The sequence below is a fragment of the Rothia sp. LK2492 genome (genome assembly GCF_040946345.1).
In the GTDB taxonomy this organism is placed as follows: domain Bacteria; phylum Actinomycetota; class Actinomycetes; order Actinomycetales; family Micrococcaceae; genus Rothia; species Rothia endophytica.
In genome coordinates, this window is the sequence record NZ_JAYWLX010000024.1 from 1 (window position 1) to 966 (window position 966).

Annotated in this window: 1 protein-coding gene; it reads left to right on the plus strand. The window is 47.7% G+C overall.

Features of this window, described 5'->3' with window-relative positions; genetic code table 11:
* Positions 1-385: 385 nt before the first annotated feature.
* Positions 386-937, plus strand: a complete 552-nt coding sequence (locus VVR27_RS11550; protein WP_237203463.1) for a YceI family protein — start codon at positions 386-388, stop codon at positions 935-937.
* Positions 938-966 lie beyond the last annotated feature (29 nt).

Consider the following 966-nt stretch of genomic DNA (forward strand, 5'->3'; position numbering starts at 1 on the left):
GCCTGGTTTTGCCCAGGTGATGTGGGCGGTGAGGGCTGTCAGTAGCGTGGTGAATTGCTGAGGTGTGAGTCCTGTTGTACGCTGGTGGAGCAACGGTTCTTCCGGTATGGCTTGAGGTTATTTGTAGTGATTTAATCCTCTTATTTTTGCCGCTGGTGGGGCCGTTGTCTAGTTGGTGGGGTGTGGGTGTGTTCCTACTTTTGAATAAGCCTCAGTACGTCTCAGTGTATTTACAGGTAGGGGAGAAGCGGTTTATATTGTTATAATTACATGCAGATTTTTGATGTCTTACCTGTACCTGTTGTCCCAAGTAAGACCTAGAATTTAAAAGTTGCGTAAACCTAAATTAAACGCGAACCCTAAAACGAAAGAATTAAATTAGATTATGAATCCGGATTTCATCGGACAATGGGATGTTGACGCTCAGCACTCCCGTTTTGGGTTCTCAGCTCGTCACGCAATGGTCACTAAAGTACGTGGCGAATTTGGTCAATTTGAAGGTAAGGCCAATATTAAAGATGTCGGGCAGGGTGAAAGCGAAGTAAATATTGTGCTTCACGTCGACAGCCTCGAAACCCGTAGCGGTGATCGGGACCAGCACTTGATGGGTGCTGACTTCTTTGATGCTGAAACCTACCCTACGATCACCTTCTCCTCAACGACTGTTGATGAAATTGATGAAGGCGCTTTTATCGTGACCGGAAACCTTACCATCCGTGAGGTTACGCGGGCTATCTCAATTCCGCTAGAACTCACCGGTATTAGCGAAGACTCCTTCGGTAACACGCGCGCTGGCCTAGAGGGAACCCGCCGTATTAACCGTAAAGACTGGGGACTTAAGTGGAACCAGGTGCTTGATAACGGCGGCGTAATGGTTGCCGATAAAATTACGCTTGAATTTGACCTCTCCCTGGTTAAGCTCGATTCCTCCTCATAGCCTTTTATGAGACCGGGCGAGAGGGGTCT